The sequence below is a fragment of the Paraburkholderia sp. PAMB 6770 genome (assembly GCF_057748135.1).
In genome coordinates this window covers 1282945-1308816 of sequence record NZ_CM173238.1, presented here as the reverse complement: position 1 = coordinate 1308816, position 25872 = coordinate 1282945, and the positions used below count along the sequence as shown (strand labels likewise).

The following is a 25872-nucleotide window of genomic DNA, read 5'->3' as shown; positions in this document are numbered from 1 at the left end:
CGCGCGCCAGCTTGCGCGGCGCACAGCCGCCCGGGCGGGCGGCGCCATGCCCGTGTGTGCGCTACTGGCTGAAGAGCCGGCGCGTGGCCGGCGAACCCGCCGGGATGCCGGCCTGTTCGAGCTTCGCGTAGAGCGTCATCAGCTGTTTTTCGATCGACTGCAGCGCCGCCTCGGGCAGCGCCCGGCGACCGTCGTCGACGACGCGCCCGCCGATGCGCTGCGCGAGCGACTTCGCGTAATCGCACATCAGCCGGAACGGCAGGATGTCCTCGTCGGCCACCGGCACGTCGAGCACCAGCGTGATCATCTGGCCGCCCTTGTACGTGAGATCGTCGCGCAGGAAGTTGGTGTCGCCGAACTGCAGCATGAACACCGGGTTCTGCTTCGCATCGAGCTTCACGAAGCGGGTGCCGTCACGCGAGAGCAGCAGCCCGTCTTGCGACGCCACGGCCTGCACGTAGTTGGCCGACCACGGGGCGCCGTCCGACATCACGTTGATCTGCAGCTGCGCGTCGCATTGCGCCGCGAAGCCGTCGAGCTCGCGCGCCATCGAGACCGTTTCCATCATGTCGGGAAACTCCGGCGCCGCGTCGAGCGCGTCCGCGAACTGCTGCACGCCCGTGACGAATTCGGAGAACTCCAGCTCGTTCAGCGGGCCGTTGCGATTGGCGAGTTGCGCGGCCGCGCGCAGTTCCTCGTAACGCACGCCGCTTTGCAGCAGTTCCCACCCGCCGCCTTCCGGCTTGCCCTCGATGTACACCGGCTTGCTGCCGGCGCGGCGCAGCCGCTGCGCGAGCGGAATCGCCTTGTCCCCCGCGAGCGGCGCCGCGAGGCGCAGCGGCACGATGCAATCGATGCGCCGGTCGACGATCGCCGGCGGCGCGGCCGAGATCGTCGTCGCGGCCGGCAGGATCGGCTCGGCAGGCCCGTCGGCGGCCGCAACGGACGTCGCCACGGCATCGCCCGCGGCGGCCGGGCCGGCCGCGAGACCGGGCTCGCCGTCCGCGGGTTCGGGAAAGCCGTTTGGCGTGGTCATTTCCGCCTGGATGTCCGCCGGCGTGTCGAGCGGCGCGGCAGCGCCGAACGTCGGCTCGACGCGCGCCTCGGGCCGCCCCTCGGCCCCGGGCATCTCCGGCTCGCGCCGCGCGACGGGGCGCGTCGGCTCGATGAACGGCCCCGGCTCCGCGTCGTCCTCGCGGGCGAAATGCTCGCCGGGATCGGCCGGCATCGGCCGCGGCATGCGGCGGCGCACCCGCGCGCCCTGCCATGCGTTGTACACCGCCACGCCGCCGACCACGACGGCGCCGGCGCCGATCAAACCGAGTGTCAACTCGTCCATGCATGCTCCATCTGCAATTCTTCCGCCGGCGCCGCGCGGCCCGCTCGCCGCGACATCGCGCACCGGGCGGGCGCGCGCCCGCTCAAACGATATTCTGGGCGAATCCCGCCGCCGTTTCCATGTCGACCGCGACGATCCGCGAGACGCCCTGCTCCTGCATCGTCACGCCGATCAGCTGCTGGGCCATTTCCATTGCGATCTTGTTGTGCGAGATGAACAGGAACTGGGTCTTCTCCGACATCGCCCGCACGAGGTTCGCGAAGCGCTCCGTGTTCGCGTCGTCGAGCGGCGCGTCCACTTCGTCCAGCAGGCAGAACGGCGCCGGATTCAGCTGGAACATCGCGAACACGAGCGCGGTCGCGGTCAGCGCCTTCTCGCCGCCCGACAGCAGGTGGATCGTCGAGTTCTTCTTGCCCGGCGGCTGCGCCATCACCTGCACGCCCGCGTCGAGAATCTCGTCGCCGGTCATGATCAGCTTCGCCTGACCGCCGCCGAACAGGCGCGGGAACAGGTCGCCGAAATGGCGGTTCACTTCGTCGAAGGTTCCCTGCAGCAGCGTGCGGGTTTCCTGGTCGATCTTGTAGATCGCATCTTCGAGCGTCTGGATCGCGCTCGTCAGATCGGCCGACTGCGCATCGAGGAACTGTTTGCGCTCGGTCGCCGCCTTCAGTTCGTCGAGCGCCGCCATGTTGACCGGGCCGAGCGCGGCGATCGCGTTGTTCAGGCGCGTGACTTCGCCCTGCAGATACGACGGCTTCATGTCCGGCGTGAGCCGCGCCTGCAGTTCGGCTTCGTCGGCGCCGGCCGCTTCGAGCTGCTCGATGTACTGCCCGGCGTTCAGACGCGCAGCCTGCTCCTTCAGCTGCAGCTCGCCGATGCGATCGCGCAGCGGCTGCAGCGCGCGCTCGGCGGTGAGCCGGGTTTCGTCGGCGGCGCGCAGCTTCGCGGTGAGATCGTCCAGTTCGAGGCGCGCCGCGTGCAGCGCCGCTTCCTTCTCCGCGCGCACGTCGAGCGCGTCCTGCAGCCCGGTGTGCGCGGTCTGCTCATTGATCGTTTCGAGTTCCGCGCGCGCGTCCTCGAGCGACACGGCCACGCGCTCGCTCTGCTCGTGCGCGACCTGGATCGTGCGCGTGAGCTCGTCGATCCGGTTCACCATGTTGCGCGCGGCAAAGCGCGCATCGGTCGCGGCGCGCTCCAGATCGCGCGCCTGCGCGCGCGCCGCGCCCAACGCCTCGTCGAGCGCCTCGAACGCCAGCTGGTCGTCCTCGAAGCGCGCCTGGCGCTCGGCCAGTTCGCCGTCGTAGCGCTCGAAGTTCGCCTCCGACTCGGCGCGCAGCGCCCGCTGCTCGTCGAGCTGCGCGGCGATCTCCTCGCGCTCCTCGCGGATCTGCGTGCTGCGCTGGGTGTAGCGTTCGTGCGCCTGGCCGAGCTTGAGCACGTCCATCTGCAGCGCGTGCACGCGCTGGGTGGCGCGCTCGACCTGCTGACGTTCGCTGGCAAGCGTCTGCGACGCCTGCGTGTGCGCCGCCTCCGCGCGGATCGCCGCGGCCTTCGCGTCGTCGGCGAGCAGCGCCTGTGCGCGCACCTGACGGGTCAGGTTCTCGATCTCCTGCTGGCGCGCGAGCATGCCCGCCTGCTCGGAATCGGCCGCGTACAGCTGCACGCCCATTCTCGTCACGACATGGCCGGCCTTGACGACGAACGCGCCACCCTCGGGCAGCTGCGCGCGCCGCGCGAGCGCTGCGCCGAGGTCGTCGGCGACGTACGCATGGCCGAGCCAGTCGCCGAGGACCGCGCGCAGCCCCGCGTCGTCGATCCGCACGAGCGACAGCAGCGGCCGCAGCGCCGACGACGCCGCGAGCGGCGCGCCGGCCACCGGCGGCGCATAGAACGCGAGCCGCGCGGGCGGCGCGTCGGTGGCGAACGCCTTCACCCAGTCGAGATTCGACACTTCGAGCGCCGCGAGCCGCTCCCGCAGCAGCGACTCCAGCGCGGTTTCCCAGCCGGCCTCCACGTGCAGCTTCTTCCACAGACGCGGCAGCGCGCCCAGCTCATGCCTGTCGAGCCACGGCTGGATCTTGCCTTCGGTCTGCACGCTCTCCTGCAACTGCCTGAGCGCGGCGAGCCGCGCGTCGAGCTGATGGATCTGCGCGCTCTCGGCCTGCACACGCTCCTGCGCCGCGCGCCGCGCGGCGTCGAGCTGCGGCAGCGTCTCCTGCGCGTCCACGAGGCGCGCCTGTGCGTCGCGCAGGATTTCCTCGTGTTCCGCAAGCTGCATCCGCAGCGCTTCGAGCTGCGCTTCGTCAGGGGCGTCGAGGCCGCCGGCTTCCGCTTTCAGCCGCTCCTCGCGCTGCTGCAGTTGCTGCAGTTGCTGATCGGCGTTGCGCTGATGCGCCGCTTCGAGCTTGAGCGCCTGTTCGGTCTGCGCGATCGCGCCTCGCTCGTCGTTCAGCTGCGCCTGCGCGTCGCGCCAGCGCGCTTCGAGCGCGGGCAGCGCATCGTGCTTCGCCGCGGCCTCGTCTTCGGCGATGGCGGCCTTCTCGTCGGCGATCGCGCGCTGCGCCTGCGCATCCTCGAGATCGTCCTGCCCCTTGTGCGCCTGCGCCTGCCACTGCTCGCGCTGCGCGGCGAGCGCGGCAATCTGCGCCTGCACGCGGTTGCGCGATTCGACGATGAAGCGGATCTCCGCCTCCAGCCGGCTCACCTCCGCGTTGGCCTCGTAGAGCGCGCCCTGCGCGCCCTGCATCGCGTCGCTCGCGGCGTAGTGGGCGACCCGCAGCGTTTCGAGCTGCGCTTCCACTTCGCGCAGCCGCGCGGTGTGCGCTTCGAGGTCGATCTGCGCCTGTTCGATCGCGCGCTGCTGGCGTTCCTGCTCGGCGAGCGCCTCGTTCCGGCGCAGCAGCCACAGCAGACGCTGCTTCGTTTCGCCGTCGGCCTGCAGTTCGCGGAACCGCGTCGCGACGACCGCCTGGGCTTCCAGCTTTTCGAGGTTCGCCGCGAGTTCGCGCACGATGTCCTCGACGCGCGTCAGGTTCTCGCGCGTGTCCTGCAGGCGGCTCTCGGTCTCGCGGCGGCGCTCCTTGTACTTCGACACGCCGGCGGCCTCTTCGAGGAACACCCGCAGCTCCTCGGGCTTCGCCTCGATCAGGCGGGCGATCATGCCCTGCCCGATGATCGCGTACGCGCGCGGCCCGAGGCCGGTGCCGAGGAAGATGTCCTGGATGTCGCGGCGGCGCGCCGGCAGATTGTTGATGTAGTAGCTCGACGTGCCGTCGCGCGTGAGCACGCGCTTCACCGCGATCTCGCTGTACTGGCCCCACTGGCCGGCCGCGCGTCCGTCGGCGTTGTCGAATACCAGCTCGACGCTCGCGCGGCTGGCGGGCTTGCGCGTGGTCGAGCCGTTGAAGATCACGTCCTGCATCGATTCGCCGCGCAGCTCGGACGCGCGCGATTCGCCGAGCACCCAGCGCACGGCATCGATGATGTTGGATTTGCCGCAGCCATTCGGTCCGACCACGCCCACCAGCTGGCCCGGAACCTGAAAATGCGTGGGATCGACGAAGGACTTGAAGCCAGCGAGTTTGATCGAGGTCAGACGCACGGCGATATCGCTGATTGAATTGGGAAAAGGTCAAGAGGGGCCGAAGCTCGCGCAGCCGACGCCTCGCGCCGCGGCACCCTGCCCACGCCTGCCCCACGATACGGTTGCCGGCAACGCACGACCGGGGTGCGCCCTTGCGTGGGGCGACAGGCAGGGGCAATCATACCATCGCGCGGCTGCGATCCCGGCCGCTATTCCCGCTGGTGTTTCCGCTGCTATTCCCGCTGCTGTTATCGCTGCTGTTATCGCTGCCGTTATCGCTGCCGTTATCGCTGCCGTTATCGCTGCCGTTATCGCTGCCGTTATCGCTGCCGATACTGCCGCTGTCGCCGCTGCCGTTACGCCTGCCATCCCCGCCGCCGTTCCCGCCGCCAGTACCGCCGCCGTCCTGCCCGCCGTCCCGACGCTGCGCGTCGCGCGCGACGCCCGCTTCGTGCGCGCCGTCGGCCGGCGCGTACATCGCCGCTCCCGCGTCGCGCGGCTCGCCCCGGCGATGCACCCAGCCCGACAGCAGCGACGCGGCGACGATGCACGCCGCGCCCGCCCATTCGCGCGGCCCCGGCACCTCGCCCGCGATCAGCCACGCGGACAGCGCAGTCACGACGATCTCGAACAGCATGATGACCGACGCGCGGTTCGCCGCGATCCGCGCGACGCCGTACTGCACCAGCATGTTGTTCGACGCGAGCAGCAGCCCGAGCCCGAGCACCAGCAGCACCGCGAACCCCAGATGCGCGCCGGCCGGCGGCGCGGGCATCGCCTCGAATAGCGACGCGCACCCGCCGAACACGGCCGCGCCGCCGAAGATCGTCGCGGTACGCATCTCGGCGCGCATGTCGGGCAGCACGCGGCTCGTCTTCAGGATCAGCACGTTGCTCATTGCGAAGCCCATGCCGCCCGCGAGTCCCGCCCATTCGGCCAGATTCGCCGGCACCGGCAAGCCGAGCCGCGGCGACCACAGCATCGTCATCGCCCCGGCCAGCGACAGCGCGGCAAGGCCCGCGCCCGCCCACGTGAGCCGCTCGCGCAGGATGAAGTGCGCAAAGAGCGCGGTCCACGCGGGCGTCAGGTAAAAAAGCAGCAGCACGCGCATCACCTGGCCGTGAATCGAGCCCCAGACGAAGCCGAGGTTCGTCACGCCCGCGGCCAGCGCGAGCGCCGGCAGCACCCAGTGCCAGCGCACGGTCGCGATCGCGCGGCGGCGCACCAGCAGCACGAACGCGCAGCCCGCGCCGCTCGTGAGCGCGCTCGCCGCAGTGCCGGTCACGCCGAGCCCATGAAGCACACGCAACGGATACCAGACCACGCCCCAGACCGATGCGCCCAGCATGATGGCGAGCGTCGGCCACGCCGCGCGGATTGCGCCGCTCATGATGCGGCGCCCTCGCGCATGCCTGCGGCGAGCGGGCGCCGGCCTGCGGCGAGCGGTGGCCGGCCTGCGGCGAGGGGGGGCCGACATGCCGTCCTGCGATGCCCAGCGCTTTGCTGCATGGTTTCTCCCAATCTGTCTGTCCGGTGGTCCGGGCGCCGTTCACGGCCGGCGCGTCTGCTTCGCGCGCGGCGCTGCGCCGCGCGGCCACGCTATAATCGGCACTCCGCCACCGGTCCTGTGCGTGCGCCGCAGCATGGCGATTGCCGCCGCCACGCACGCTGCCCGCGACCGTCTCCGCCCACGTCCGATCCGCCAAGTGAATCCGCTACTCGACACCCTCCAGTCCTATCCGTTCGAAAAGCTGCGCGCGCTCTTCCAGGATCTCGCGCCGCCCGCGCACCTGCCGCACATCAGCTTCGGGATCGGCGAGCCGAAACATCCGACGCCGGCGCTCGTGCGCGACGCCGTGATCGCGTCGCTCGGCGGCCTCGCCGCGTATCCGGCCACGCTCGGCACGCCGGCGCTGCGCGAGGCGATCGCCGGCTGGGTCGCGCGGCGCTACGGACTGCCGCCGCTCGATCCGGCCACCGAAGTGCTGCCGGTGTCGGGCTCGCGCGAGGCGCTGTTCGCGCTGGCGCAGACCGTGATCGACCCGCGGCGCGACGCAGCGGGCGAGCCCGCGATCGTACTCTGCCCGAACCCGTTCTACCAGATCTACGAAGGCGCGGCGCTGCTCGCCGGCGCGCAGCCGTACTTCGCCAACAGCGATCCGGCCCGCAACTTCGCATGCGACTACGCGGCCATCCCCGACGCGGTCTGGGCCCGCACGCAACTGCTCTACGTGTGCTCGCCCGGCAATCCGACGGGCGCGGTGCTCACGCTCGACGACTGGCGCGAACTCTTTGCGCTGTCGGACCGTCACGGCTTCACGATCGCGTCGGACGAATGCTATTCGGAGATCTACTTCGACGAGGCGCGTCCGCCGCTCGGCTGCCTCGAGGCAGCGCACCGGCTAGGCCGCGGCTACGACCGGCTGGTGATGCTGTCGAGCCTGTCGAAGCGCTCGAACGTGCCCGGCATGCGCTCGGGCTTCGTCGCCGGCGACGCGGCGCTGCTCAGACAGTTCCTGCTGTACCGCACCTACCACGGCGCGGCGCTTTCCACTGTCTATCAGAGCGCGAGCATCGCCGCGTGGAACGACGAGACCCACGTGCGCGAAAACCGCGCGAAATACGTGCAGAAGTTCTCGACCGTCACGCCGATGCTCGCCGACGTGCTCGACGTGCGCCTGCCCGACGCCGCGTTCTACCTGTGGGTCAGCGTCGCGCGCACCGGCCTGTCGGATACTGCGTTCGCCCAGCGCCTGTACGCCGACTATAATGTGACGGTTCTGCCGGGCTCGTATCTCGCGCGCACCGCGCACGGCACGAATCCCGGCCGCGATTTCGTGCGCCTCGCGCTCGTCGCCGAGGTCGACGAATGCATCGCGGGCGCACAGCGCATCGTCGATTTTTGCCGCGCGCTCGCAGGCTGAGCGCGCGTCGTCCCGTTCGGATCTCAACTCTTCACATCACGGATATGTCGCAACAACTCCAGCAGATCATCGACAACGCGTGGGAAAACCGCGCGGAACTGTCGCCGAAGGCCGCGCCCGCCGACGTGCGCGAAGCGGTCGCGCAGGCGATCGGGCTACTCGACACGGGGGCGCTGCGCGTCGCCGAGAAGAAGGACGGCGACTGGGTCGTCAACCAGTGGCTCAAAAAGGCCGTGCTGCTGTCGTTCCGTCTCGAGGACAACGTGCCGATGCCGGCCGGCGGCGCGGGCGTCAACTACACGCAGTTCTACGACAAGGTGCCGTCGAAGTTCGCGCACTACAGCGCCGGGGACTTCGCGGCCGGCGGCTTCCGGGTGGTGCCGCCCGCCATCGCGCGGCGCGGCGCGTTCATCGCGAAGAATGTCGTGCTGATGCCGTCGTACACGAACATCGGCGCGTACGTGGACGAAGGCACGATGGTCGACACGTGGGCAACCGTCGGCTCGTGCGCGCAGATCGGCAAGAACGTGCACCTGTCGGGCGGCGTCGGCATAGGCGGCGTGCTCGAACCGCTGCAGGCCAATCCGGTCATCATCGAGGACAACTGCTTCATCGGCGCGCGCTCGGAAGTGGTCGAAGGCGTGATCGTCGAGGAGAACTCGGTGATCTCGATGGGCGTCTACCTCGGCCAGAGCACGAAGATCTACGACCGCGAAACCGGCGAAGTCACATATGGCCGCATTCCGGCCGGCTCCGTCGTGGTGGCGGGCAACCTGCCCTCGAAGGACGGCTCGCACAGCCTGTACTGCGCGGTGATCGTGAAGAAGGTCGACGCCAGGACGCGCGCGAAGGTCGGCCTGAACGAACTGCTGCGAGGCGACTGATGGCGGGCGCCGGCAAGACGGTCGTCTATGGCATTCCGAACTGCGACACCGTGAAGAAGGCCCGCGTGTGGCTCGAAGCGCACGGCGTCGCGTTCGAATTTCACGACTTCCGCAAGGCGGGCGTGAGCGCGGCGCTGCTGAAAGGCTGGCTGCAGGACGTGCCTGTCGAGTCGCTCGTCAACCGGCGCGGCACCACCTGGCGCGGCCTCGCGGACGAGCAGAAGGCCGCGGCCGACAGCGAAGCCGGCGCCATCGCACTGATGATCGACAAGCCGTCGGTCATCAAGCGGCCGGTGGTGGTGGTCGACGGGCGCGTGAAAACGCTCGGCTTCTCCGCGCCGCAATACGATACGCTGTTTGCCTGAGCGCTTTTGCCTGAGCGCTTTTGCCTGAGCGCTTTTGCCTGAGCGTTTTTGCCTGAGCGTTTTTGCCTGAGCCTGGGCGCCTGGCTGAACGTTTGTCTGAATGCCTGCCCGAGCGCGCCGCCCGCGCGCCCCGCATGCCGTTGCCGGCCGCGCCCCTGGGGCGCGGCCGGCGTTGTCTGATTCTCACGTAGCTCGACCCGAACCCATGTCCGGCACGCTTGCCCTTACCGAACAACTGATCGCGCGCGCGTCGGTCACGCCCGACGACCAGCACTGCCAGCACCTGCTGAGCGAGCGCCTCGCGCCGCTCGGCTTCGCCTGCGAAACGCTCGAATCGCACGGCGTCACCAACCTGTGGGCCGTGCGGCGCGGCGCCGACGGCACGCGCGGCAAACTGCTCGTGTTCGCGGGCCATACCGACGTGGTGCCCACCGGCCCGCTCGAACAATGGCAATCGCCGCCGTTCGAGCCCGTGCACCGCGACGGCAAACTGTACGGCCGCGGCGCGGCCGACATGAAGACGTCGATTGCCGGCTTCGTCGTCGCAACCGAGGAGTTTGTCGCCGCGCACCCGGCGCATCGCGGCTCGATCGCGTTCCTGATCACGAGCGACGAAGAGGGTCCGGCCACCGACGGCACCGTCAAGGTCGTCGAAGCGCTGCAGGCGCGCGGCGAACGGCTCGACTACTGCATCGTCGGCGAGCCCACGTCGAGCGCGCGCCTCGGCGACACGGTGAAAAACGGCCGGCGCGGCTCGATGTCCGGCAAGCTGATCGTGAAGGGGCTGCAGGGCCACATCGCCTATCCGCATCTCGCGAAAAATCCGGTGCACCTGCTCGCGCCGGCGCTCGCCGAACTCGTCGCCGAACGCTGGGACGACGGCAACGAATACTTTCCGCCGACCACCTGGCAGGTATCGAACCTGCACAGCGGCACCGGCGCATCGAACGTGATTCCGGGCCACGCGGATCTGACGTTCAACTTCCGCTTCTCGACCGCGAGCACGGTTGAAGGACTGCAGGCGCGCGTCCACGCGATCCTCGCGCGCCACGGGCTCGACTACGACCTGCAGTGGACCGTCAGCGGCCTGCCGTTTCTCACGCCGCGCGGCGCGCTGTCCGATGCGCTCACGCAGGCGATTCACGACGAAACCGGCGTCAGCGCCGAACTCTCGACCACCGGCGGCACCTCGGACGGGCGGTTCATCGCGCGCATCTGCCCGCAGGTGGTCGAATTCGGCCCCATCAACGCAAGCATTCACAAGATCGACGAACACATCGACCTGCACGATATCGAGCCGCTGAAGAACGTATACCGCCGCGTGCTCGAAACGCTGGTCGCCTGAGCAAGGACAGAATCCGATGCCTCTTCCGTTTTCGACCGTACGCGACGTGCTGCGCCACGCGGTCACGCGCTTTAACCAGGCGAAGCTCGCATTCGGCCACGGCTGCGCGAACGCGTACGACGAAGCCGCCTACCTCGTGCTGCATACGCTGCATCTGCCGCTCGACCTGCTCGAACCGTTTCTCGACGCGCGCCTGACCGACGAAGAAATCTCCGCGGTGCTCGCGGTGATCGAGCGGCGCGCCGGCGAGCGCATACCGGCCGCCTACCTCACGCAGGAAGCGTGGATGCACGGGTTTCGCTTTCACGTGGACGAACGCGTGATCGTGCCGCGCTCGTTCATCGGCGAGTTGCTGCAGGACGGGCTGCAGCCGTACGTCGACGACCCCGAGCAGGTCGGCGCCGTGCTCGAACTGTGCACCGGCTCCGGCTGCCTCGCGATTCTCGCGGCGCACGCGTTCCCGAACGCGGACATCGATGCGGTCGACCTGTCGGCGCCCGCGCTCGAAGTCGCTGCGCGCAACGTCGACGAGTACGGGCTGCAGGAGCGCATTGCGCTGTTCGAGGGCGACCTGTATGCGCCGCTGCCGCAGCGCACCTATGACGTGATCGTCACCAATCCGCCGTACGTGAACGCCGCGTCGATGGCCGGGCTGCCCGCCGAATACCGTCATGAGCCGGCGATGGCGCTCGCCGGCGGCGCCGATGGCATGGACGTCGTGCGGCGCATCGTCGGCGGGGCGCGCAACTGGCTCACCGACGAAGGCATCCTCGTGGTCGAGATCGGCAACGAACGCGAGCATGTCGAGGCGGCATTCGGCGGACTCGACCTGGTGTGGCTGTCGACCAGCGCCGGCGACGACAACGTGTTCCTGATCCAGGCCGCGGACCTGCCGGGCGTACCGGACGCGACGGCCTGAAACGCGGGTTGGCCGGGTTGGCCCGGGTTGGCCCGGGTTGGCCCTGATTGGCCAGGTCGGCCTTCACCGGCTGGCCGCTCCGGCAACCCGGCCGGTACGACCACCCCGAACCCGCGCGGGTTCGGTAAGATGAGCGCGACCGTCTTACCGCCGCGCGCCCCACGCGGCCGAAAGCGCCCGGACCACCCCAGACGCGCCCATGCGACTCGACCTGCTCCAGCTTGCCCCGCTCGTTGCCCTCGCCCATCTGCTCGGCCTGATCGCAGCCTGCCATGCCATTCTGAATACGCGCACGTCGCAAGGCGCGATCGCATGGGCGGTCTCGCTCGTCGCCATGCCGTATCTGACGCTCGTGCCGTACCTGTTTCTCGGCCGCAGCAAATTCGCCGGCTACGCCGATGCGCGGCGGCTCGAAAACGAGTCCCTGCGCTCGCGCGCGCATCCGCCGGTCTGGGACACGCATGCATCGTCGGCGGGCCAACCCACCGACGAGCTCGGCCAACGGCTCGTGCGCGCGCTGACCGGACTCGGCGGCATGCCGTTCCTGCCGGGCAACACGGTGCGCACGCTGGTCAACGGCGAAGCCACGTTCGCGGCGATCCTCGATGCGATCGCCGAGGCGCGCCGCTACGTGATCGTGCAGTTCTTCATCGTGCGCGACGACGCGCTCGGCCAGTTGCTGCGCGATGCGCTGCTCGCCAAAGCGGCCGAGGGCGTGCGCATCTATTTTCTGTACGACAGCATCGGCAGCTTCGACCTGCGCCACAGCTACATTGCCCAGTTGCGCGCGGGCGGCGTCGAGATACATCCGTTTGCGACGAACCGCCGCTTCGTCAACCGCTTTCAGCTCAATTTCCGCAATCACCGCAAGATCGTCTCGGTGGACGGCGAGCGCGCGTTCGTCGGCGGACATAACGTCGGCGTCGAGTACCTGGGTGCACGGCCGCCCCTGTCGCCGTGGCGCGACACGCACATCGAGGTGCGCGGGCCGGTCGTCGCGAGCATCCAGTTCGTCTTCACGGAAGACTGGTACTGGGCAACCCAGCAATTACCGCCGCTCGACACGCCCGAGCCGGACCCTGCCCACTCAGGCATGCACTGCCTCGTGATGCCGAGCGGCCCCGCCGATCGCCAGGAGACCTGCTCGCTGTTCTTTGTCGAGGCGATCAACGCGGCGCGCGAGCGCATCTGGATTACCACGCCCTATCTCGTGCCGGACGAAGCGGTGTTCGCCGCGCTGCGCCTTGCCGTGCTGCGCGGCGTGGACGTGCGCATCCTGATTCCGAGCCGGCGCGACCATTACGTGGTGTTCGAGGCGTCGAAGCTGTACGCATACGATTGCGTGCGCGCAGGCATCCGGATTTTTCGCTACCGGCCGGGCTTCCTGCACCAGAAGGTGGTGCTGATCGACCAGGCGGCGGCGGCGATCGGCAGCGCCAATCTGGACAACCGCTCGTTCCGCCTGAACTTCGAGATCATGGTGCTCACGGTGGACCGCGGCTTCGCCGCCGAAGTGGAAGCGATGCTCGAAGCCGACTTCGCGCTTGCCTATGAAATCGACCGCAACGAGTATCGCGACGCCCCCGCCGTCAGGCGCGTCGCCATGCACATGGCGCGCCTGTTCGCCCCGATTCTTTAACACAGCGTCACAACAACCCGGCAATGTCCGCTTCGATCGTCTCGGGCTTCGTGACCGGCGCATAGCGCTTGACGACATTGCCGGCACGGTCCACGAGAAACTTCGTGAAGTTCCACTTGATCGCCTCGAGCCCGAGCAGGCCGGGCGCCTCGCCGGTCAGGAAGCGGTACAGCGGGTGCGCGTTCGCCCCGTTGACGTCGATCTTGTCGAACATCGGAAACGTCACGCCGTAGTTCTTCTCGCAGAAGCTGCCGATCTGCGCCGCGTCGCCCGGCTCCTGACGGCCGAACTGGTTGCACGGAAAGCCCAGCACGACGAAGCCGCGCGCCGCATACGTGTCGTAGAGCGCCTGCAGGCCCGCGTATTGCGGCGTGAACCCGCATTCGCTTGCGGTATTCACGATCAGCAGCACCTTGCCGCGATATGGCTCGAGGCTGGCTTCTTCGCCACCCAGCGTGCGGGCCGAAAACGAATAGATCGACGTCATGTGCGCCCTCCCGAAAGACGACAGTCTAAGCGAAAAGCCTCTTCGCGACAGTCGGCCAACTGGCCAATGCCGGCTGCGCGCCGCGGCAGTCTAAAATACGGTTTTGCTCTCGCCCGTCCTCCCGTGATCCGTTTCAGTCAGTTCAGTCTCGCGCGCGGCACCAAGCCGCTGTTCGACAACACCAGCTTCACGCTGAACCCCGGCGAAAAAGCCGGTCTGGTCGGCGCGAACGGCGCGGGCAAGTCCACCCTGTTCGCCGTGCTGCGCGGCGAGTTGCATGCGGACGGCGGCGACGTCGCGTGGCCGCCGTCATGGCAGATCGCGCACGTGGCGCAGGAAACGCCTGCGGTCGACCAGTCCGCGCTCGATTACGCGCTCGACGGCGATGCGGCATTGCGCGCAATCGAGGCGCGTATCGCGGCGGCCTCGGCCGCACACGACGGCGCGGCCGAAGCGGAGGCGCACGCGGCATTTGCCGACGCCGATGGCTACACTGCGCCGGCGCGGGCCCAGGCGCTGCTGCTCGGCCTCGGCTTCACGCTCGAACAAACCCGCCTGCCGGTCACGCGCTTCTCCGGCGGCTGGCGCATGCGCCTGAATCTCGCACAGGCGCTGATGTGCCGCTCCGACCTGCTGCTGCTCGACGAACCGACCAATCACCTCGACCTCGACGCGATCGTCTGGCTGGAAGACTGGCTGCACCGCTATGCCGGTACGCTGATCGTGATTTCGCACGACCGCGAGTTTCTCGACGCGGTCTGCGACGTCACGCTGCACCTGGAGCAGCAACAGGTCAAACGCTACGGCGGCAACTACTCGCAATTCGAAGTGCTGCGCGCGCAGCAACTCGCGCTTCAACAGAGCGCGTACGAGAAGCAGCAGCGCACGGTCGCCCACCTGCAAAGCTATATCGACCGCTTCAAGGCGAAGGCCACCAAGGCCCGCCAGGCGCAAAGCCGCATGAAAGCGCTGGAAAAGATGGAGCTGATCGCCCCCGCGCACGTGGCCTCGCCGTTCACGTTCGAGTTCCGCACGCCCGATTCCGCGCCGAACCCGATGCTGGTGATGGAAAACGTGCGCTGCGGCTACCGCGGCGAGCAAGGGGAAATTCCGGTGGTCGACGCGGTCAGCCTGTCGATCCAGAACGGCCAGCGCATCGGCCTGCTTGGCGCAAACGGCCAGGGCAAATCCACGCTGATCAAGACGCTCGCCGGCACGCTCGACGCGCTCAGCGGCAGCATGCGCAGCGGCAAGGGACTCGCGATCGGCTACTTCGCGCAGCATCAGCTCGAAACGCTGCGCCCCGAGGACTCGGCGCTGCAACACCTCGCACGGCTCGCCCCCGACACGCGCGAGCAGGAGTTGCGCGATTTCCTCGGCGGCTTCAACTTCTCCGGCGACATGGCGACGAGCGCGATCGGCCCGTTTTCCGGCGGCGAGAAAGCGCGCCTCGCGCTCGCACTGATCATCTGGCAGAAGCCCAACCTGCTGCTGCTCGACGAGCCGACCAATCACCTCGACCTCGAAACGCGTCATGCACTGACCATGGCGCTCGCGCAGTTCGACGGCACGCTGATCCTCGTGTCGCACGACCGGCATCTGTTGCGCGCAACGACCGATCAATTCATGCTCGTCGCGAAGCACCGGCTGCAACCGTTCGACGGCGATCTGGACGACTACCGCGACTGGCTGCTGCAGCACGCCGCCGAGCAGCGGGCCGCACTGAAGGCGCGCGAGACGGGCGCAGCCGCAAACGACGCGGCGCCAGGCAGCGCGGACAGCGCAGCCAACCGCAAGGAGCAGCGCCGTCAGGACGCCGGGACGCGCCAGCGGCTCGCGCAGCTGAAAAAGCCGCTGCAAACGCGTATCGCCAAGATCGAACGGGAAATGGACACGCTGAATGCGGAGAAGGCCACGCTCGACACCTTCGTCGCCGATCCCGCCAGTTACGACGCGCAGCAGAAAACCAGACTGACGGAGGCGATCCGCCGTCAGGCAGAGGTGAGCGCACGACTCGCAGCACTCGAAGCCGAATGGCTCGATACGCTCGAGGAGCTCGAACAAATCGGCTAGCGGCTTCGCGTGCGGTCCGCGCCGGCAACGACGAGAGGTGGGCATTGACGACTCCCGCAGCATTGCAGGGCCTGCGCGTGCTCGATCTGACACGCCTGCTGCCGGGTCCGGTCGCCGCACTGCGCCTGGCGGAAATGGGCGCGGACGTGCTGAAGATCGAAGCGCCCGGCGCCGGCGACCCGACCCGCACGATGATGCAGTCCTCCGCGGATCGCGTGGCCGGACGGCCCGGCGCGTTCTACCGGATGGTCAACCGCGGCAAACGCGAAACGCGGCTCGACCTGAAGTCCGAAGCGGGACGCACGGTGCTGCGCGCGCTCGCGAGCGAAGCCGACGTGCTGATCGAGAGCTTTCGGCCCGGCGTCATGGAGCGGCTTGGGCTCGGCTACGAAATCCTGCGGGTGCATAACCCGAAGCTGGTCTACTGCGCGATCACCGGTTATGGGTCGGACGGCCCCTTCACCCGTCTGGCGGGACACGACCTGAATTACCTGAGCTACGCAGGCGTGCTCGAACAGTTGGGCGGCCGGGACGGCGCGCCGGTTGTGCCGAACTTCCAGATCGCCGACCTGCTGGGCGGCGCCGCGAGCGCGGTCGCGCAGATTCTCGCGGCGTTGTGGCACGTGGCGCGCGGCGGCAATGGCCGGTTTGTCGACGTATCGATGACCCATTGCACGTATGAGAACAACTTCGTCGCCCAGATCGCGCTCACCAACGAGGGCGCCGCACCGCCGCCCGGCGGCGGACTCCTGAACGGCGGTGCGCCCTGCTACAACCTGTACCGCACGCAGGACGGCCGCTGGCTGGCCGTCGGCGCGCTGGAGCTCAAATTCTGGGAAACGCTGTGTCACGCGCTCGATCGCCCGGAATGGGCATTCCGGCACTGGAGCGTCGGACAGGCCATCGGCGGCCCGGATGCGCGCGCGCTCACCCAGGAGTTTGCCGACCTGATCGCCAGCCAGCCGCTCGACGCGTGGGTGAGCCTGCTCGAACCGCTCGACTGCTGCGTGTCGCCAGTATTGACGCCGGCTGAAGCGGCACAGCATCCGCTGTTCAATCCGCACGCGCAGGCAAGCGACACGCCGCCCGACGATCTCGAAGCAATCTGATCAGCAGACCTGAGCAATTGAGCCGCGCGCGCCCCGCGGCACAGGCCGCCTTAGCGCCGCGGCAACGTCTGGCGCGGTGCGCGCTCGTCATCGTGGAGCACGTGCTTGCGGCCTTCGACGTGGCGGTTGATGGTTGCCCGCACTTCGGCGGCCGTGACGTTGGCGGCCACCACACGGCGCGAAATCTGGCCCCCGGCGTCGATCCACTCGATGATCCGGCATGCGCCGCCCCACGGCCGCTGGATCGGCGGGGACACGCGACAGCCGCGCACGTTGAGCGCGCCGTCGGCAGCAGCTTCATGAGACTGTTTCAAGGCGGGATCCTTTTCCGCGTCGGCGGGGGTAACAACGCCCCCAGCTTAGGGAAATCACCTGTCGTGCAGGTTACAGTCGCGCCGCGCAAATTTACCGCGCATTACGCGAATCGCGACGCCCCGCCCCGCGCGAGCCGCGCTAATCGAGGGTCCGGATGCGGTCGATTGCCTGTTCGAGACGATCCACTGCAATGACCTGTAAGCCTTCGATCGGCTGCTTCGGCGCGTTTGCCCTCGGAATCAGCGCCGCCGAGAAGCCGAGCTTGGCCGCTTCGCGAAGCCGCTCCTGACCCCGCGGAGACGGCCGGATTTCGCCGAGCAGGCCAACCTCGCCGAATACGATCAGCCCCTTTGGCAACGCCTTGTTACGCATTGACGAATGAATCGCGAGCAGCACCGCCAGGTCAGCCGCCGGCTCGGTGATCCTGACGCCGCCCACCGCGTTCAGAAACACGTCCTGATCGAAGCAGGCGATCCCCGCGTGCCGGTGCAGCACGGCCAGCAGCATCGCGAGCCGGTTCTGTTCGAGGCCAACCGCGAGACGGCGCGGATTCGGCACGTTCGCCGCGTCGACGAGCGCCTGCACCTCGACCAGCAGCGGGCGCGTGCCCTCCTGCGTGACGAGCACGCACGAGCCCGGCACGCTCTGTTCGTGCTGCGACAAAAACAGCGCCGACGGATTCGCGACGCCGCGCAGGCCGCGCTCGGTCATCGCGAACACGCCGAGTTCGTTGACCGCGCCGAAGCGGTTCTTGAATGCGCGCACGAGGCGGAACGACGAATGCGTATCGCCCTCGAAATACAGCACCGTATCGACGATGTGTTCGAGCACGCGCGGCCCCGCGAGATTGCCCTCCTTCGTCACGTGGCCGACCATGATGATCGCGGTGCCGGACTGCTTGGCCACGCGCGTCAGTTGCGCGGCGCATTCGCGCACCTGCGCGACCGAGCCTGGCGCCGACGTGAGCGCGTCCGAATAGACGGTCTGGATCGAATCGATCACCGCCACGTCGGGACGTTCCGTGTCGATGGTGGCCAGAATCTTTTCGAGCTGGATCTCGGCGAGCAGTTTCAGCTCGCTCGCCTTCGAATCCGTTTCGAGCAGCGCGAGACGCTGCGCGCGCAGCGCGATCTGCGCGGCCGACTCCTCGCCGCTTACATACAGCGCGCGCCGTTCGAGCGCGATCTGCGCAAGCGACTGCAGCAGGAGCGTGGACTTGCCGATCCCCGGATCGCCGCCGATCAGCACCACGCCGCCCGGCACGAGGCCGCCGCCGAGCACCCGGTCGAATTCGCCGACCCCGGTGGAGAAGCGCGGCACATCGGCTGCTTCGATATCGGCGAGGCGCTGGACGGGCGCGCCTTTTGCGAGCGCCTGGAAGCGATGGGCGGAGGGCGCTTCGGCCATCGTCTCGACCAGCGTGTTCCACGCATGGCACGCGGGACATTGTCCTTGCCACTTGGGCACCTGAGCCCCGCATTCGTTGCAGGTGTACACCGTTTTCTGTTTAGCCACGCACCCTTGCCCGTATTTCGGATTGACGGTTGTTTCGCATCGGCGGAAACGCCGCACGCACTTATTCGGCGCGCACCGGCACGCGCTGCGCGACCGCGCACATCAGCTCGTAGCCGATCGTGCCGCACGCGCGCGCCACGTCGTCGATCGGCAGCGCCGCGCCCCACAGCTCGACGCGCGAGCCCACGCCCGCGTTCGGCACCCCGCTCAGATCGACGGTCAGCATGTCCATCGAGACCCGGCCGATCACGCCGGTGCGGACCCCTTCCACGAGCACCGGCGTGCCCTCCGGCGCCGAGCGCGGGTAGCCGTCCGCATACCCGCACGCGATCACGCCGATGCGCATCGGCGCACGCGCACGGTAGGTCGAACCGTAGCCGACCGTCTGCCCTTCGGCCACCGACTGCACCGCGATCAGTTCGGAGGCGAGCGTCATGGCCGGCTGCAGCCCGGTGTCCGCGATCGCGCCATGCACGCCCGACGGGGAGGCGCCGTACAGGATGATGCCGGGACGCACCCAGTCGAAGTGCGTGCCCGGATGCCACAGTGTCGCGGCCGAATTGGCGAGGCTGCGCGCGCCCGCGATGCCCTGCGCGCCGCGCTCGAACGCCTCCATCTGATACGCGACGCCGCGCTCGGTGTCGGCGTCCGAGAAATGGGTCATCAACGTTATCTGACCCACGCGCGCGCACGCGCGTGCGCGCTCCCATGCGGCACGAAATCGCTCGGGCGTGTAGCCGAGCCGGTTCATCCCGCTGTTCATTTTCAGCTGGATGTTGACCGGCTTCGACAGGCGCGCCATTTCGAGCATCCGCAACTGCTCGTCCGAATGCAGCGCGGTGGTGAGGCTGTAGCGGTCGATCACGTCGATGTCGGTCGGCCGGAAAAAGCCTTCGAGCAGCAGGATCGGCCCTGCCCAGCCGAGTTCACGCAACTTTACCGCCTCTTCGAGGTCCAGCAATCCGAAGCCGTCGGTTGCGCGCAGGCCCGGAAAGACGCGTGCAAGCCCATGCCCGTAGGCATTGGCCTTCACGACCGCCCAGATTTTCGAGTGCGGCGCATAGCGGCGCGCAACGGCGAGGTTATTGGCGAGAGCCGTAGTGTGAATCGTGGCAAGGAGGGGGCGAGGCATGGGAAATTTTCGTAAAGACGCTTGCGAATCAGGACCTTACAGCATGTTTTCAGGCGTGGGGCGCCCGCCGGGCGGCCCGATCAAGGATTGTGCTAGTCCGGGTGAGGCTATTTTCGTGATATAAAGCCGTGCGCACAACCCATTTCGAACGGAATAAGCACGGACGCCATGCTCCCGTCCGGGGCGGACGGATCGCAGCGAGGACGGCATCGCATCAGATGAGAAAAGGTTTTTACACGATCATGGCCGCGCAGTTTTTTTCGTCGCTGGCCGACAATGCACTTCTGATCGCTGCGATTGCACTGCTGAAAGATCTCCACGCCCCCAACTGGATGACGCCGCTGCTCAAGCTGTTCTTCGTGCTGTCGTATGTCGTCCTTGCCGCGTTCGTCGGCGCGTTTGCCGACTCCCGTCCGAAAGGACAGGTGATGTTCATCACCAACACCATCAAGGTCGCGGGCTGCATCACGATGCTGGTCGGCGCGCATCCGTTGCTTGCGTACGGCATCGTCGGCTTTGGCGCGGCCGCCTACTCGCCGGCGAAATACGGCATCCTCACCGAACTGCTGCCGCCCGACCGGCTGGTCGCCGCGAACGGCTGGATCGAAGGCACCACGGTCGGCTCGATCATCCTCGGCACCGTGCTCGGCGGTGCGCTGATCAGTCCGCAGATCGCCTCGCACATTCTCCGCCATCATCTGCCCACCATCCACACGCCCGCCGAAGCCGCGATGGTCGTGATCATGGTGATCTACATCGTCGCGGCGCTGTTCAACCTGCGCATTCCCGATACCGGCGCGCGCTACCCGAAACAGGAGCGCGGGCCGCTGCGCCTCGTCACGGACTTCGCGGAATGCTTCGTCGTCCTGTGGCATGACAAGCTCGGCCAGATCTCGCTCGCGGTCACCACGCTGTTCTGGGGCGCCGGTGCGACGCTGCAGTTCATCGTGCTGAAGTGGGCGGAGGTATCGCTCGGCATGTCGTTGTCCGAGGGCGCGATCCTGCAGGCGGTCGTCGCGGTCGGCGTGGCCGCCGGCGCGATCATCGCGGCCTCGCGCGTGCCGCTGAAGAAATCGCTGACGGTGCTGCCGGTCGGCGTCGCGATGGGCCTCGCGGTGATGCTGATGGCCTTCTACACGCGCAACCTGTTCCCGCCCGACTGGGGCGTCTATTTCGGCCGCGTGCACATTCACGGCTACCTGATTCTCGCGTACCTGTTCCTGATGGTCGTCGGCGCGCTGTCCGGCTTCTTCGTCGTCCCGATGAATGCGCTGCTGCAGCATCGGGGCCACGTGCTGCTCTCCGCGGGTCACTCGATCGCCGTGCAGAACTTCAACGAGAACCTGTCGGTCCTGGTGATGCTGTGCCTGTACGCGGTGCTCGTCTGGCTCGACGTGCCGGTGTCGGCTGTAATCGTGCTGTTCGGCACCTTCGTCTGCGTGATGATGTGGTTCGTGATCCGGCGTCATCAGGCCAACCAGCGCGCATTCGACTCCGTTGCGCTGATCGGCGAAATGCGTCATTGAGCTGCGTCGTTGAGTTGCGTCATTGAGCCACGCCACTTAGCTACGTCACTTAGCTACGTCACTGAACCACGCCACTTGAGCCACGCCACTGAGCGCGCGGCGCCGCACGCCGCGCTTCATGCGCGCTCGCGGCACACGCGCCCCCTCCTCTGCGAGACACGTCCGATGACTCACCCGATTCCCAACGTCCTGACCATTGCCGGCTCCGACTCCGGCGGCGGCGCCGGCATCCAGGCCGACCTGAAAGCGTTCTCCGCGCTCGGCGCTTACGGCGCGAGCGTCATCACCGCGCTCACCGCGCAGAATACGCGCGGCGTCACCGCGATCCATACGCCGGACCCGGCGTTTGTGCGCGCGCAACTCGACGCGGTGTTCGACGACATCCGCATCGACGCGGTGAAGATCGGCATGCTCGCGAACGCCGGCGTGGCGCGCGCGGTGGCGGACGCGCTGCGGCGTTACCGGCCGCGCCACGTGGTACTCGACACGGTGATGATCTCGAAGAGCAATCACGCGCTGCTCGCGCCCGACGCCGTCGCGGCAGTGCGCGACGAACTGATGCCGCTCGCCGACCTGCTCACGCCGAACCTGCCCGAGGCCGCCGCGCTGCTCGGCCGCGAGCCCGCCACGGACGAAGCCGGCATGGTCGACCAGGGCGAAGCGCTGCGCGCGATCGGCGCGCGCGCGGTGCTGATGAAAGGCGGCCACCTGAGCGCGGCCGACAGCCCCGACTGGCTCATCGAAGCAAGCGGCACCCTGCGCCTCGGCGCCCCGCGCGTGCCGGTGAAGAATACGCATGGCACGGGCTGCACGCTGTCATCGGCGATCGCGGCGCTGTTGCCGCAACGCCCCGGCCTCGCCGAAGCGGTGGCCGACGCGAAAGCCTACCTGAGCGCCGCATTGCAGGCGAGCGACCGGCTCGACGTGGGCCGTGGCGTCGGCCCCGTGCATCACTTTCACCGCTGGTGGTAAGCAGCGTGTGCGCAGCCCTGCGCACGCTGCGGCCAGTCGTCCGGCACGATGAAACCGCGCGACGATTCAACGTGGCCGCCCGCTTCGTCGCGAAGCGCCGCCGCCACCATCACCGGCCCCGGAGCGGGCCCGAGATGCGCGTCCAGCCCGTGCGCGTCGAACCAGGACGCGTGCTGCGCTGACGCCGGCGCATCGTGGCGCGGCGCCAGCCACTCGAGGCGCGGCAACACCCGCCAGCGCATACCGGGCTGTGCCATGCGCGCGGCGACGTCCCGCCATGCGCTGCGCGTCGTCCACCAGCCGCGCCCGTGCGCGGGCGCGAGTTGCGCCGGCTCGGGCGGCGTTTCGCCATCCCGGTAGAACAGCCAGCCCTTCACGAACATCTGCGGCTCCCACGGACCTTCAAGGCCGAGCGAGGCAAACTCCTCGCGCGCGCTGAGCGGCAGCTGATGAGTCAGCAGATGCGCGAGCTTCAGATCGAAGCGGTCGCGCAGATCGGGGCCCACGTAATCGGCAAGCTGCGCGCGTCCGTCGCCGATGTGCAGATAGCACTTCACGGCCAGTTCCCAGTGCAGCCGTCGGCCATCGCGCGTGCGCAGCAGAAAATCGCACTCGCCGAGCGTCACGCCCGCGCGCCGCAACGGCACGTTCGCCGCAACGAGCCGGGCCGCCGGACCATGCTGCAGAAACCAGCCGAGCAGACATTCGGCATAGCGCCCGAGACGCGTGATGCGCGCCGCGGCAAGCGCGCGCAGCAGCGCGGCGGGATCGGCGTCGAGCGCCTGCAGCCAGACGCGGGTCGCGCGCGCTTCCCCGGGCGTCGCGAAGCAGTCGGCGAGCGCGCCGCGAGGAAGTTGCGCGCGCAACAGATCGGCACTGAACAGCAGCCATGCCAGATCGCGCACGGCGGGGTCGCGCAGCGCATCGAGCGGCGCCGCCGGCCACGCCCGATCCGACGCAACCGGTGCGTCGCCGCTCATCCGCCGGCGGCCGCGCCGCCCCCTGCTTTCCGCCACGTGTCGCGCGCGAGGCACAGGTCGGCCCACGCCTTGGACTTGTCGTTCAGGCTGCGCAGCAGATAGGCCGGGTGATACGTGACGATGACGGGCACGCCCTCGTACGCGTGGACCCGGCCGCGCAGCGACGAGATGCTCGCATCCGTTTTCAGCACGCTCTGCGCGGCGAAGCGGCCGAGCGCGACAATCAGCTTCGGCTTCACGAGCGCGACCTGGCGCTGCAGATACGGCTCGCAACGCGCCACTTCATCCGGCTCCGGGTTGCGGTTGCCCGGCGGCCGGCACTTGATCACGTTCGCGATGTAGACGTTTTCGCCGCGTGCCAGCGCGAGCGCGTGCAGCATGTTGTCGAGCAGCTTGCCGGCCTGGCCGACGAACGGTTCGCCGAGGCGGTCTTCGTTTTCGCCGGGCGCTTCGCCGATCAGCATCCAGTCCGCGTGGCGGTCGCCGACGCCGAACACCGTGTTGGTGCGCTTCTCGCACAGGCGGCAGCGCGTGCAGCTCGCCACGCGCGCGCTGAGCGCATCCCAGTCGAGCGTATGCACACCTGGCAGCGCGGGCTCGCCGGCAGGCAACGCGTCGTCGGACCATGAGGCTGCGGCGTCTTCCAGCGCCGCGAACGCGTCCTCAGCCGGCGAAGCCGCAGCAGAGGCTCGCAGTACGGAGCGCGGCGCATCGCCCGCCGCCGGGAGCGCGGCCGCCGCAGACGGCACCGGCACCGGCACTGGCACCGGCACTGGCGCCTGCTCCTGCACCCGTGGCGGCACCCGCGACACCGGCGGCGCAACCGGCGGGTCGTCCGCGCCATCCGCCGCGTGCCGCGCCGGCGCGTGCGCGTCGGCGAGCGCCCGCTCCTGCGGCCGCGGCACAGTCTGCGCGGCGCCGCGGCGCACCCACGTCGGGGCGAGCCCGAGTTCATCCAGCACGACATCACGCAGCGCCATGCGTCCCCTCCTTCGTCAACGTGAGACGCATCACGATCGCGTCCTCGCGGCCGCGGTAGCGCGCCGGGTAATAGTTCTTGCGCCGCCCGATCGACGCGAAACCGAAGCGCTCGTAGAGCCGGATCGCCCGCTGGTTCGACGGCCGCACTTCGAGCAGCAGGCCGCACAGCTTCTCGTGACGCGTGATGCGCACCGCCTCGCGCAGCAGCGTGAGCCCGGCGCCCGCCCCCTGGGCAGAAGGCGCGACGCACAGATTCAGCAGATGCATTTCGTCCACGACGGGCATCAGCACGCAGTAGCCGATCAGCGTGCCGGTCACGTGCCGCAGGCACATGCCGAAATAGCCGTTGCGCAGCGAATCCGCGAAATTGCCGCGCGTCCAGGGAAACTCATAGGCGGACCGTTCGATCAGCGCAACCTCGTCGAGGTCGCTTTCGGTCATCGGCGCGAGGTAGCGGTCCGCCAGCAGGACCCCGCTCATCGCGCGCGCTCCGCCGGCGCACCGGGACGGGCGCGGCCAGCGGCATCCCCGGCCGCATCGGCGCCCGCGGATCCCCCGGATTGCGCAGCGCCCCCGGCTTTCGCGGCCAGCCGCTCGGCGGTGGTCTGCGCGACCTTGTCGCGCACGTACTCGGGCGCGGCCGCGCTCGCCGCGACCGTCTGTCCGGCCCGCAGCGCCCGCAGTGCCACGAACGCAACCGGCAACGCGTGCGGCAGCGCATCGGCATCGATCGTCTGCGCGAGCGCGCCCGCGACGAGCCGCGCGCCGAACACGGCCGCCGCATTGCCGGCGAGCGTGAACGGCACATCCGGTGCGACGAGCCGCTGCGGCGCATCGAGCGACGCCGGCTGCACCGTGTGCCACTGCCCCGCCGCATCGTCCCACGCGTAATCGGCCCAGTAGACTTCGTCCATCCGCGCATCGAGCGCGGTCAGCACGCGCCGCGTGGCCGGATGGCGCCGGCGCGCGCGCTCCGCGCACGCGAGCAGCGTGCTGACCGGCACCACCGGCAGGTCGAGACCGAACGCAAGCCCCTGAGCCACGCCGGTCGCCGTGCGCAGACCGGTGAACGAGCCCGGGCCGGCGCCAAACGCGATAGCGTCGCAGTCGGCCAGTGCGAGGCCGGACTCGTCGAGCAGTTCGCGCACAGCCGGCAGCAGACGTGTGCTGGAGACGGCGCCGGTCGCTTCGTGGCGTACCCAGACGCGGGGTTCGGCAGCGGGACTGGCCGCGCTTGCATCGGCGCACAGCAGGGCGACCGAGCAGAATTCGGTCGAGGTATCGAGAGCTAACAGCACGGTTCGGGTCATGACCGCTATTGTAATGCGGTAACGCGGCGCGCCCGCCTGCCGGCCGCGCGGCGGGCACGACCGCAGGCGATCCGCCGCAGCGCGCGGCGCGTCTGGAACAGGCGCGTTTGGAATAAAGGCTCCAGCCCGGCCGCGGCCCGCCGGGTGACACGCTTGCTAAGATCGAACCCCCTGAATCCATTCCCACGGAGAACACCCATGAGCGACGTCGACGCGCAATTCGCCCAGGCACACGAAGACGTGCAGCAACTGCCCGAGCGCCCGGGCAACCTGACGCTGCTGCGTCTGTACGCGCTGTACAAGCAGGCGACCCTCGGCGACGTGCACGGCGACAAGCCGGGCTTCGCCGACATCGTCGGCAAGTACAAGTACGATGCGTGGTCCGCGCTGAAAGGCACCGCGCAGGACGCGGCCAAGCAGCACTATGTCGAACTCGTCGAGTCGCTGAAGAACGGCGCGGCAGCGTAAGCGCGC

The 25872-nt window shown here is 68.8% G+C and carries 22 protein-coding genes; 11 read left to right on the top strand and 11 right to left on the bottom strand.

All coding sequences use genetic code 11. From position 1 onward, the window contains the following. Positions 1-61: 61 nt before the first annotated feature. The 3 genes from AC3AP7_RS06020 to AC3AP7_RS06010 all read right to left on the bottom strand — a co-directional run bounded on the left by AC3AP7_RS06020 (position 62) and on the right by AC3AP7_RS06010 (position 6312). Positions 62-1339 (bottom strand): cell division protein ZipA C-terminal FtsZ-binding domain-containing protein, encoded by a 1278-nt coding sequence (locus AC3AP7_RS06020; RefSeq protein WP_475764572.1) that lies wholly within the window; start codon positions 1337-1339, stop codon positions 62-64. Positions 1340-1421: 82 nt separating this feature from the next. Beyond that, on the bottom strand, positions 1422-4940 hold the full coding sequence (gene smc / locus AC3AP7_RS06015; RefSeq protein ID WP_475764573.1) for a chromosome segregation protein SMC: 3519 nt from the start codon (positions 4938-4940) through the stop codon (positions 1422-1424). Positions 4941-5100: 160 nt separating this feature from the next. Then, positions 5101-6312 carry a DMT family transporter gene (locus AC3AP7_RS06010; protein WP_475764574.1) on the bottom strand — a complete coding sequence of 404 codons (1212 nt, stop codon included), beginning with the start codon at positions 6310-6312 and terminating at the stop codon, positions 5101-5103. 316 nt (positions 6313-6628) lie between these two features. Between AC3AP7_RS06010 and dapC the strand changes: the two genes are divergently transcribed. From dapC to cls, 6 genes are all read left to right on the top strand, one after another. Beyond that, entirely contained in the window at positions 6629-7846 is a 1218-nt protein-coding gene (gene dapC, locus AC3AP7_RS06005) for a succinyldiaminopimelate transaminase (protein ID WP_475764575.1), read from the top strand. 44 nt (positions 7847-7890) lie between these two features. Beyond that, positions 7891-8730, top strand: coding sequence for a 2,3,4,5-tetrahydropyridine-2,6-dicarboxylate N-succinyltransferase (gene dapD / locus AC3AP7_RS06000; protein WP_475764576.1), 840 nt, complete (start codon positions 7891-7893; stop codon positions 8728-8730). Continuing rightward, positions 8730-9095 carry an ArsC family reductase gene (locus AC3AP7_RS05995; protein ID WP_475764577.1) on the top strand — a complete coding sequence of 122 codons (366 nt, stop codon included), beginning with the start codon at positions 8730-8732 and terminating at the stop codon, positions 9093-9095. The genes dapD and AC3AP7_RS05995 overlap by 1 nt, the downstream gene beginning before the upstream one ends. Before the next feature lie 205 nt (positions 9096-9300). Then, positions 9301-10440: a succinyl-diaminopimelate desuccinylase gene (gene dapE, locus AC3AP7_RS05990; RefSeq protein ID WP_475764578.1), complete on the top strand. Its 1140-nt coding sequence runs from the start codon at positions 9301-9303 to the stop codon at positions 10438-10440. Positions 10441-10456: 16 nt separating this feature from the next. Further along, complete coding sequence (prmB, locus tag AC3AP7_RS05985) at positions 10457-11359, top strand: 50S ribosomal protein L3 N(5)-glutamine methyltransferase (RefSeq protein WP_475764579.1); 903 nt, start codon at positions 10457-10459, stop codon at positions 11357-11359. A gap of 199 nt (positions 11360-11558) precedes the next feature. Next, on the top strand, positions 11559-12998 hold the full coding sequence (cls, locus tag AC3AP7_RS05980) for a cardiolipin synthase (RefSeq protein ID WP_475764580.1): 1440 nt from the start codon (positions 11559-11561) through the stop codon (positions 12996-12998). Positions 12999-13005: 7 nt separating this feature from the next. On the opposite strand, the gene AC3AP7_RS05975 is transcribed toward cls, so the two are convergent. Further along, the gene (locus AC3AP7_RS05975; RefSeq protein WP_475764581.1) at positions 13006-13485 is read right to left on the bottom strand and encodes a glutathione peroxidase; all 480 of its coding nucleotides are present in this window, start codon (positions 13483-13485) and stop codon (positions 13006-13008) included. 123 nt (positions 13486-13608) lie between these two features. Here AC3AP7_RS05975 and AC3AP7_RS05970 point away from each other — a divergent pair, with 123 nt between their 5' ends. Both AC3AP7_RS05970 and AC3AP7_RS05965 read left to right on the top strand, forming a co-directional pair. After that, a complete protein-coding gene (locus AC3AP7_RS05970; protein ID WP_475764582.1) occupies positions 13609-15558 on the top strand; it encodes an ATP-binding cassette domain-containing protein in 1950 nt (649 codons plus the stop codon). 62 nt (positions 15559-15620) lie between these two features. After that, positions 15621-16667, top strand: a complete 1047-nt coding sequence (locus tag AC3AP7_RS05965) for a CaiB/BaiF CoA transferase family protein (RefSeq protein ID WP_475768060.1) — start codon at positions 15621-15623, stop codon at positions 16665-16667. 50 nt (positions 16668-16717) lie between these two features. Here the strand turns inward: AC3AP7_RS05965 and AC3AP7_RS05960 are convergent, their stop codons facing one another. The 3 genes from AC3AP7_RS05960 to alr form a co-directional block, all read right to left on the bottom strand. Beyond that, complete coding sequence (locus tag AC3AP7_RS05960; protein ID WP_475764583.1) at positions 16718-16981, bottom strand: DUF2866 domain-containing protein; 264 nt, start codon at positions 16979-16981, stop codon at positions 16718-16720. A gap of 139 nt (positions 16982-17120) precedes the next feature. Beyond that, the gene (gene radA, locus AC3AP7_RS05955; protein ID WP_475764584.1) at positions 17121-18497 is read right to left on the bottom strand and encodes a DNA repair protein RadA; all 1377 of its coding nucleotides are present in this window, start codon (positions 18495-18497) and stop codon (positions 17121-17123) included. 61 nt (positions 18498-18558) lie between these two features. Continuing rightward, a complete protein-coding gene (gene alr, locus AC3AP7_RS05950) occupies positions 18559-19629 on the bottom strand; it encodes an alanine racemase (protein WP_475764585.1) in 1071 nt (356 codons plus the stop codon). Between the two features lie 218 nt (positions 19630-19847). Between alr and lplT the strand changes: the two genes are divergently transcribed. Together lplT and thiD are read left to right on the top strand one after the other, a co-directional pair. After that, the gene (lplT, locus tag AC3AP7_RS05945; protein WP_475764586.1) at positions 19848-21155 is read left to right on the top strand and encodes a lysophospholipid transporter LplT; all 1308 of its coding nucleotides are present in this window, start codon (positions 19848-19850) and stop codon (positions 21153-21155) included. A gap of 165 nt (positions 21156-21320) precedes the next feature. Beyond that, entirely contained in the window at positions 21321-22127 is an 807-nt protein-coding gene (gene thiD, locus AC3AP7_RS05940; protein ID WP_475764587.1) for a bifunctional hydroxymethylpyrimidine kinase/phosphomethylpyrimidine kinase, read from the top strand. On the opposite strand, the gene AC3AP7_RS05935 is transcribed toward thiD, so the two are convergent. The 4 genes from AC3AP7_RS05935 to tsaB are packed head-to-tail and all read right to left on the bottom strand — an operon-like array spanning position 22112 to position 25398. Then, positions 22112-23107: a DUF1853 family protein gene (locus tag AC3AP7_RS05935; RefSeq protein WP_475764588.1), complete on the bottom strand. Its 996-nt coding sequence runs from the start codon at positions 23105-23107 to the stop codon at positions 22112-22114. The genes thiD and AC3AP7_RS05935 overlap by 16 nt on opposite strands. Then, positions 23104-24087: a uracil-DNA glycosylase gene (locus AC3AP7_RS05930; RefSeq protein ID WP_475764589.1), complete on the bottom strand. Its 984-nt coding sequence runs from the start codon at positions 24085-24087 to the stop codon at positions 23104-23106. The genes AC3AP7_RS05935 and AC3AP7_RS05930 overlap by 4 nt, the downstream gene beginning before the upstream one ends. After that, the gene (rimI, locus tag AC3AP7_RS05925) at positions 24074-24568 is read right to left on the bottom strand and encodes a ribosomal protein S18-alanine N-acetyltransferase (protein ID WP_475764590.1); all 495 of its coding nucleotides are present in this window, start codon (positions 24566-24568) and stop codon (positions 24074-24076) included. The genes AC3AP7_RS05930 and rimI overlap by 14 nt, the downstream gene beginning before the upstream one ends. Continuing rightward, positions 24565-25398 carry a tRNA (adenosine(37)-N6)-threonylcarbamoyltransferase complex dimerization subunit type 1 TsaB gene (gene tsaB / locus AC3AP7_RS05920; RefSeq protein WP_475764591.1) on the bottom strand — a complete coding sequence of 278 codons (834 nt, stop codon included), beginning with the start codon at positions 25396-25398 and terminating at the stop codon, positions 24565-24567. Before tsaB ends, rimI begins: the two co-directional genes overlap by 4 nt. 198 nt (positions 25399-25596) lie before the next feature. On the opposite strand from tsaB, the gene AC3AP7_RS05915 reads away from it, so the two are divergent. Then, complete coding sequence (locus AC3AP7_RS05915; protein ID WP_475764592.1) at positions 25597-25866, top strand: acyl-CoA-binding protein; 270 nt, start codon at positions 25597-25599, stop codon at positions 25864-25866. Positions 25867-25872 lie beyond the last annotated feature (6 nt).

Bases quoted from the DNA above. Each gene is read 5' to 3' on its own strand.
- AC3AP7_RS06020 (WP_475764572.1), bottom strand. From the start codon at position 1,339: ATGGACGAGTTGACACTCGGTTTGATCGGCGCCGGCGCCGTCGTGGTC.
- AC3AP7_RS06010 (WP_475764574.1), bottom strand. From the start codon at position 6,312: ATGAGCGGCGCAATCCGCGCGGCGTGGCCGACGCTCGCCATCATGCTG.
- dapD (WP_475764576.1), top strand. From the start codon at position 7,891: ATGTCGCAACAACTCCAGCAGATCATCGACAACGCGTGGGAAAACCGC.
- AC3AP7_RS05995 (WP_475764577.1), top strand. From the start codon at position 8,730: ATGGCGGGCGCCGGCAAGACGGTCGTCTATGGCATTCCGAACTGCGAC.
- dapE (WP_475764578.1), top strand. From the start codon at position 9,301: ATGTCCGGCACGCTTGCCCTTACCGAACAACTGATCGCGCGCGCGTCG.
- prmB (WP_475764579.1), top strand. From the start codon at position 10,457: ATGCCTCTTCCGTTTTCGACCGTACGCGACGTGCTGCGCCACGCGGTC.
- cls (WP_475764580.1), top strand. From the start codon at position 11,559: ATGCGACTCGACCTGCTCCAGCTTGCCCCGCTCGTTGCCCTCGCCCAT.
- AC3AP7_RS05975 (WP_475764581.1), bottom strand. From the start codon at position 13,485: ATGACGTCGATCTATTCGTTTTCGGCCCGCACGCTGGGTGGCGAAGAA.
- alr (WP_475764585.1), bottom strand. From the start codon at position 19,629: ATGCCTCGCCCCCTCCTTGCCACGATTCACACTACGGCTCTCGCCAAT.
- lplT (WP_475764586.1), top strand. From the start codon at position 19,848: ATGAGAAAAGGTTTTTACACGATCATGGCCGCGCAGTTTTTTTCGTCG.
- thiD (WP_475764587.1), top strand. From the start codon at position 21,321: ATGACTCACCCGATTCCCAACGTCCTGACCATTGCCGGCTCCGACTCC.
- AC3AP7_RS05935 (WP_475764588.1), bottom strand. From the start codon at position 23,107: ATGAGCGGCGACGCACCGGTTGCGTCGGATCGGGCGTGGCCGGCGGCG.
- AC3AP7_RS05930 (WP_475764589.1), bottom strand. From the start codon at position 24,087: ATGGCGCTGCGTGATGTCGTGCTGGATGAACTCGGGCTCGCCCCGACG.
- rimI (WP_475764590.1), bottom strand. From the start codon at position 24,568: ATGAGCGGGGTCCTGCTGGCGGACCGCTACCTCGCGCCGATGACCGAA.
- tsaB (WP_475764591.1), bottom strand. From the start codon at position 25,398: ATGACCCGAACCGTGCTGTTAGCTCTCGATACCTCGACCGAATTCTGC.
- AC3AP7_RS05915 (WP_475764592.1), top strand. From the start codon at position 25,597: ATGAGCGACGTCGACGCGCAATTCGCCCAGGCACACGAAGACGTGCAG.